The sequence below is a fragment of the Nostoc sp. T09 genome, assembly GCF_002154695.1.
In the GTDB taxonomy this organism is placed as follows: Bacteria; Cyanobacteriota; Cyanobacteriia; order Cyanobacteriales; family Nostocaceae; genus Aulosira.
The window spans coordinates 1-7,491 of sequence record NZ_MTAV01000119.1; the positions used below are offsets into that span (position 1 = coordinate 1).

Sequence of the window (7,491 nt, forward strand, 5' to 3'; positions counted from 1 at the left end):
ACCCGGAAGTCGATTCAGACTACGCGAAACACTGAAACGTCAACCCTGATGTTGATTCCAAGAACCCGGAAGTTGATTCAGGTTACGCGAAACACTGAAACGTCAACCCTGATGTTGATTCCAGGAACCCGGAAGTTGATTCAGACTACGCAAAACACGGAAACGTCAAATAGTTATCAGTTCACATGGAGATTGAGACCCCAAGTGAAACCTACCATCTGCGACGGTAACCTCAGACTCAGGGATTAACTGATAACTGAAAACTCACTCTTTGGCAATCTGCTCTCAACAAAAGCAAATTACAATAATTTATCAGGTGTTATGGGTAATTCACGGATGCGTTTACCTGTAGCATGATAAATTGCGTTGGCGATCGCAGTTGACAAACCTGTAATGCCAATTTTACTTGCAACAAACAAGCAATAGCAAAGCTTTAGAAAGCCAATGCTGTTAACCCTTCTAGCTTGGTCGTACTTATAATATGAGCAGCGCCATCTTGACAAAAGTGCGATTACGTTAACTTTTCACGAATATCCGCCGTGGGTTCCAGCAACAGAAATAAACCCCGTCTGTTTGAGTAGCAGCTGTAGTTCTATGTGACGAAGTTTCGTGTCCTTCTGATTATTTTCCCACATATCAGCAAAGAAGTTTTGCATCAGCGTAATGATGCTACGGTATTTGACGATGCTAGCAACATAGAACTCATCTAAATTTATGTCTCCGTCAGCATGTATTTGCTCAATGTTGTCGAGTAATATGGACCGCAGTTCATAAGGTTTTAAACCATCTTTTATGTCATATTTCTCCATTATCCTGCGTTTACCTTTCTCCGAACATGAATCATATGGCGCTCGAATCAGGTGACCAAGATTCCGCAGGACTTCTCCGTAGTCATAAAATGTGTTCTGCTCAAAGAAAGACTCTTCATCTTTCGTCAATGCGAAACTCTTGTCCAATACCAACCCAAAATCGGTTAAATATGTCTGTTCGCCGTCGGTGAGGGTGTTGCGAAAATGTGCGTCGAAGTGGATGATTTCCTTCGTCCTCAAAAAGTCAATCGTCGTGCGTAAGTCATCTAGAGGTTGCTGAAGTTTGTTCGGGTTTTCCCGCAACCATTTTTCCAGAACATACGGAATGTACTCTAGGAACAGAAGCAACTCATAGTTGGCGATCGCTCTATCTAACAGGTAATTCCCGGCGTTTGCACTATTGCCCCAGTACTCAACATAATCTTTCAGATGCGACTCATCCACATCTGTACGCTGCCCAGAGAACGGAATAATCCGATAATGATACATCAGTGGAAAGGATGCGATCGCCCCCTCCAATACCCAGTTGGTTGTCTTGATATGGGTCACGAGTTCCCGAAAGACCCCAAAACCAGTAGAACCGAAGCCGTAATTACAGTAAGTCGGCAAATTATAGAGGTTTCTGGTGGAGAATAGGTTGTCAAATTCGATGTTTGTCACCGGAACACGTTTCACAAAGACCTTGGATTCCCCAAGAACGATGGTGTGATTCATCCCCCAACTCGTACTCGACTCATTCGACTTACTATTGTCAAACAGAGAATGCAATTGTGCATTATCCAACTGAGCGATTTGTGAATTGAGCTTAAAGTACCTCTTCCTTCTTACTTCTATAGGATTCTTAACCATTTTCCCCCGTCTAGCCACAGTATGTATAAGAAACTGCCACACCCCTTGCACCTATATCAATTTTTATGTAACTACTTAACAGACGGTAAAAATGCTCTTAGAAAGCTCAAAGTGAGAAACTGCAATCGTGAATTTCTTACTTTGGTTGTACAAATAAGCAATATCAAAGCTTTTGAAAGCCAATGCCGTTCACTGTTCTTGCCCAATCGAAGATGCGCGATCGCACTGGTAATTTGCTTGAAGCCATATTCTCCTAGTTCTTGACCAATGGCAGATTACTTAACTCAGGGAAGGTTGCAGGATGAATATTTACCCAGACCATAGCAACATGCACCTTGTTAGCGAGCGCATAAGCTTTGGTGATATCTTTCGTCTACAAGGCGGCGAGTCCCTACATTGTGATAATTTTCCGTTCAATAACTTCGGCGATGTCTTTGAACTTAACGATACTTATCATTGGCTCAAAATTTTCTTTTAGGGGCAAAAAATGATGCTTATCAATCGATTATTTAAAGGACTGGCTGTTGTAATGACTGTGATGGGCGGCATAGTAATTATTTGGTTAGTAGTTAATTTGGTAGAGTCGCAGCTAAGGATATCGTCCCCTCGTCTTGAAGGTGGTTCTTTAGGCATAGGGCTTAATTTAGCTTTTCAGTCCCAAAAAATTCAACTAAATCTCATACTTATATTCATTGCTAGTGCTGTTGAAATTGCCTTATTCTGGCTACTAGTACTTCTTGATGTTATTTCTCGACATCGTGCTTTAATAGCTACTTTAGTTCTGTTTATTTTCGTTGGAATTGTCGTTTTTCTTGTTTACAGTCAGTATTTAAATATATTAGGTTAATTTTGGTTGTGAGGTATTCAACTGTTGTACGATATCTGATTAACTGACAATAAAAAAATAGCCTACCAATGGTCGTAGGGTAGTTTATCTTAATTATGGCTAATACCAGGCCCACTAAGATAGCGATCGCACTCATTAGGGAGTGACAATAACGTTTTATTTCACAGATGCGATCGCATAATTATAGTGATTTAATAAAAGAAAATCACAACAACTTATCAGGTGTAATCGGTAAATCACGGATGCGTTTACCTGTGGCATGATAAACTGCGTTGGCGATCGCAGCTGACACACCTGTAATGCCAATTTCGCCTACACCTCTTGCACCTGCTGGGTTGAAGTTGAGATCTGGTTCACCAACAAAGGCTACTTGAATGCGGGGAATGTCTGCATGGGCGGGAAAGTGGTAGGTAGCTAAATCGTAGACTACAGGGTAGCCGATGTTAGGGTCAAAGTGACACTCTTCCATCAGAGCTTGTCCAATACCCATAATGACGCCGCCGCGTACTTGGCTGGCTGCTGTTTTAGCATTGATGACTTGTCCAATGTTCATCACCGATACCCAGCGCGTTACCTGTAGGCGTCCAATTTCTTCATCGATACTGACTTCGCAAAAATGCGCACCCCAAGACTGAAACGCCCATTTCTTTGTCTCATCTCCTGGCGCGGAGGAGGCTGTGGCTTCAAAGGCGGCTCTGCCAGATTGATGCAGTTTTGTCAACGCTTCCTGTGCAGTTTTAGCGTTAGCAGTTTTCAGGACTTCCTGACAAGCTGACATTACCGCCGGGACAAGGGATGCTGTCATTTGCGAACCACCTGCCAAGCCACCATCTGGTAATAAGGAGTCCCCCATTTCCACCCGTACCTTTTCTACTGGTAAACCCAAAACCTCAGCGGCTGTGGCAGCCACAACGGTATAAGCACCAGTACCCATATCATTACCAGCAGTCAGGATGTGGGCTGTACCATCTGGTAGCAACCGTGCCTTAACTGAAGCTTTACCTCTCATACCAGGGAAGGTGGCGGCGGCTAGACCCCAACCAATGAGTTTACCGTCACGGGTGAGCGATCGCACTTGTTTTGGTCTGTCTTTCCAGCCAAATTTCTCTGCACCCACTCGCAAACAATCTGCAAAATGCTTGGCTGAAAATGGTAAACCCTTCCGTTGGTGTTCTTTGGTTTCGTTTTTGATGCGCAGTTCTACTGGGTCAATTTTCAGCGCCCAAGCCAATTCATCGATTGCTGATTCCATTGCCCACATCCCCGGATTCTCTCCCGGAGCACGCATGAATGTGGGTGTGCCTGTATTCACTATCGCTAGTTCTTGCTTGAGCCGCAAATTCGGCGCAGTATACATTGCTGGCGTAATACCTGTGCAGGGTTCGGGAAAGACATCCACAGGTGAGGTGCAAGATTTCGCCTCATGCTCGATTACAGTCAGCCTACCATCCGCAGTTGCCCCCAAACGGATTAATTGCTCAGTTTCCGAGCGGTGTCCGGCGTTAGCTGTCATTTGCCGACGGCTGAGGACAACTTTGAGCGGACGCTTGATTTCCCGTGCCGCCGCCGCTGCCAGAATACCGTGAGGCCAGGGTACGGCTTTGGAGCCAAAACCTCCGCCTAGAAACGGAGTAATAACCCGAACTCGTTCAGTTGGCATTCCGAAAAGCTGTGCATAGGTGCGCTGTGAACCCATTACCCATTGCGATGGCTCGTAGATTGTCAAAGAGTTGCTATCTTGCCAATGGGCAATAATGGCGTGGGGTTCCATTGCTGCGTGCAGTTCGGTAGCAGTCTTGTAAGTAGCTGCAATTTTGACCCCGGCGGCTGAGTTACCTGCTGCTACATTGCCTTTCTCAAACTTAAATTCCTCACCAAACAAAGGCGGTGCCTCTTTGAAGGTAGCTTTTGTGGCATCTACCAGCGGCTTTTGGGTTGTGTATTCCACTTTAACCAGATGCGCTGCATCCCGTGCCCGCTCGAAGGTATCTGCTACTACCAAACCGATAATTTGACCACCGTAATAAACTTTGTCATCTGACAATGGTAAACGCGCCTCGTAAATTTTCGAGGTCATAAAGTCGTTGGCAGGCTTGTATACCTTGGGTGCGTTTTTGTGAGTAAAAACAGCAATTACCCCTGGTGCTTTCTGGGCTGTAGTGGTATCGATACTTTTGATTTGTCCGTTGGCAATAGTAGCGGTGACGATATACCCGTGAACTAAACCCTGAATTTGATGTTCGGCGGCGTAGGTGGCAGTACCCGTAACCTTTGCCAGTCCATCTTTGCGGTTAACACCTGTGCCAATCACTTTGTTCATACTACGCCTCCTCCTTTGGCAGAAACCGTGAGTGCGCGACGAATTGCTCGCTTTGCTAATTCCACTTTGTAAGCGTTGTCAGATAAGGGCGTGGCTCCCTTGAGAGCAATTTCTGCTGCTTGTTGAAATGTTGTGGTTTCAGCAGTCTTGCCAATTAAAAACTTTTCTGCTTCTATCGATCGCCAAGGTTTGTGAGCTACACCACCGATCGCTAAACGCACATCTTGAATGTTATCGCCTTTTAACTCAACAGCCGCTGCCACAGAAACTAAGGCAAAAGCATAGGAAGTGCGATCGCGTAACTTTAAATAAACTCCCGATTTAGCCAAAGGTACTGGTGGCAAAATTACAGCAGTAATCAACTCCCCCACCTCCAGATTTGTATCTCGCTGGGGCGTGTTTCCTGGAAGACGATGGAACTCTGTAAATGGTATTTGCCGCTTTCCTTGAGGACCGACAACATCAACGACGGCATCTAAAGCAGCCAAAGCAACACTCATATCGGAAGGATTCACTGCTACACATTGGTCGCTGGCTCCAAGGATAGCGTGTATGCGATTGATGCCTGCGATCGCTGGGCAACCTTGTTCTGGTTCTCGTTTGTTGCAAGGGAAGGCAGTATCGTAGTAGTAAGGACAACGGGTACGCTGTAGTAAATTACCGCCTACTGTGGCAGCGTTGCGAATTTGCTGAGATGCTCCCGAAAGAATGGCGCGGGCGAGGATTGGGTAGTCACGGCGCACATCGGCATTGTCTGCTACAGCCGTATTTGTGACTAATGCTCCTAAACGCAAACCGCCATTAGCCAGCTTTTCAATTCGCTTCATCTCCAATCGCGAAATATCAATCAGTTGCGATGGCTCATCTAAGAAAACCTTCAGGCGATCGACTAGATTTGTCCCACCTGCAATAAACATGGCATCTCGATCGGCACTAGCTCTTTGCACTGCATCCTTAACAGAACTAGCGCGGGTGTAGGTGAAATTTTTCATGTCCTTTCCCCTGGTTCACTAACCATTACATCTGCAACGGCAGAAGGCGGCGTTTGTCCTGCTGCTTGTTGCACTGCCGCTACAATGCCGTTGTAGGCGCTGCATCGACAAAGATTACCGCTTAATCGCTCTTTGATTTCCTTTTCAGAAAGTTCAACCAGCTGTGGCGGACGATTCAAATCTGCGGTGACAACGCTAGCACAGCCTCGTTTAACTTCATCAAGTAGGGCAACCGAAGCACAAATCTGTCCTGGCGTGCAATAACCGCACTGAAAGCCATCGTTATCAATAAATGCCGCTTGCACTGGATGAAGAGTATCGCCTTTCGCCAAACCTTCAATAGTGACAATGTTCTTATCTTCCTGCATCACTGCCAGAGCTAGGCAAGAATAAACTCGCTCACCATCAATTAAAACTGTACAAGCTCCACACTGCCCATGATCGCATCCCTTCTTACTGCCCACTAGCCCTAAATGCTCACGCAGCGCATCCAGAAGTGTAACACGCGGTTCAATATTGAGATTTTGCTGCTCGCCATTTACCGTAAGTTTCACGGTTATCTCTCCTTGGGAATTTTGAGTAGCTTCCTTAGCTATGCTTGCTTGATTGAGCAAGGTCGGAGCGGCTATCGCCGTACCCGCTGCGGTCAGTGCTTGTCCCAAAAAACCGCGCCGGGAAGTTTTTCCTCCACCTTTTTCATTGTGTGGCATGATTTTTACCTTTTGAGCAACAATGCAGTAATTTGAAAAATTTCTGAGTATAAAGCATCATTTGCATAATTGGCTACCTAAATAATTAATTAGCTAAAAAAGTTTAAACTCTGATTGAGTAAAGACTTTCATAGAAAAACAATCTGTACTTTATAGTTGCTAGGCTTTCAGTACGCGATCGCTACAAAGTTACCTCAAGCTTAAATCTTGCCATGTTCATTGAAAAATTATAAGTTTGCCTATGCTCTTATCATTTTAGAGATTAAATTCTCACCCATTAATTTTTTAGGTATTTTTAGAGACTAATAATTTCCAAGTAGTATTAAACGAACTCCGTGATAACTTTGATTTACAAAACTCATCTGGTGTAAAATATAATAACTTCTTATTCTTAAATAAAGATTAAGAAATCCTATTTGTAAGTCTGCCACTGGAAAGCAGTGGTTCCCCAATTACAATAAACCTTAAGTATTTTAAAGCTTATGCCATTTTAGTTAAGCGATCGCGGCTTTAAATTACTAGTAACAGCCAAATATTAACAATTTTTACTAAAATTGGACATTTTGCGCTTTCGCTAATGGCATGATCTATATCCTCAAGAGTTTTGGTATACATTGAGATTTCCAGCATCCAGCAACATCTTCTAAAGTAGTTTTAAAAAAGGTTTCTTTATTTTAAGAATAATTCTATTGCCTATCTGAGTTAGTGTTAATTACTCAGCAACTTTCCAACCGTAAGCTTTTCGTATAGGTTCAGAAATAATTACATCTTAATATCACAAACGTTGGTTATTTTTTGATTTATTGCTACTGAATCTTGTTTGATATTACCTCTGCACATTTGCATATCTCAATTTCATCAAACACTTGCCAGTTAGGCATCTTACCCGCATTAATTATGCAAGTTATACCAATTTGAAAAAAGAATGCGACAGATGGTAAATCTAAGTATAGGTAGCATTCTG

The 7,491-nt window shown here is 43.9% G+C and carries 5 protein-coding genes; 1 reads left to right on the forward strand and 4 read right to left on the reverse strand.

Going from position 1 to position 7,491, the window contains the following annotated elements; genetic code table 11:
* Positions 1-524: 524 nt before the first annotated feature.
* Positions 525-1,523, reverse strand: a complete 999-nt coding sequence (locus BV372_RS22825) for a hypothetical protein (RefSeq protein WP_256973406.1) — start codon at positions 1,521-1,523, stop codon at positions 525-527.
* A gap of 622 nt (positions 1,524-2,145) precedes the next feature.
* Here BV372_RS22825 and BV372_RS22830 point away from each other — a divergent pair.
* The gene (locus tag BV372_RS22830) at positions 2,146-2,505 is read left to right on the forward strand and encodes a hypothetical protein (RefSeq protein ID WP_143845246.1); all 360 of its coding nucleotides are present in this window, start codon (positions 2,146-2,148) and stop codon (positions 2,503-2,505) included.
* A gap of 205 nt (positions 2,506-2,710) precedes the next feature.
* Here BV372_RS22830 and BV372_RS22835 read toward each other — a convergent pair whose 3' ends face one another.
* The 3 genes from BV372_RS22835 to BV372_RS22845 are packed head-to-tail and all read right to left on the reverse strand — an operon-like array spanning position 2,711 to position 6,527.
* Positions 2,711-4,825: a xanthine dehydrogenase family protein molybdopterin-binding subunit gene (locus BV372_RS22835; protein ID WP_086688786.1), complete on the reverse strand. Its 2,115-nt coding sequence runs from the start codon at positions 4,823-4,825 to the stop codon at positions 2,711-2,713.
* Entirely contained in the window at positions 4,822-5,817 is a 996-nt protein-coding gene (locus BV372_RS22840; protein ID WP_086688787.1) for a xanthine dehydrogenase family protein subunit M, read from the reverse strand. The genes BV372_RS22835 and BV372_RS22840 overlap by 4 nt, the downstream gene beginning before the upstream one ends.
* Positions 5,814-6,527, reverse strand: a complete 714-nt coding sequence (locus BV372_RS22845) for a 2Fe-2S iron-sulfur cluster-binding protein (protein WP_086688788.1) — start codon at positions 6,525-6,527, stop codon at positions 5,814-5,816. Before BV372_RS22845 ends, BV372_RS22840 begins: the two co-directional genes overlap by 4 nt.
* Between the last annotated feature and the right edge of the window lie 964 nt (positions 6,528-7,491).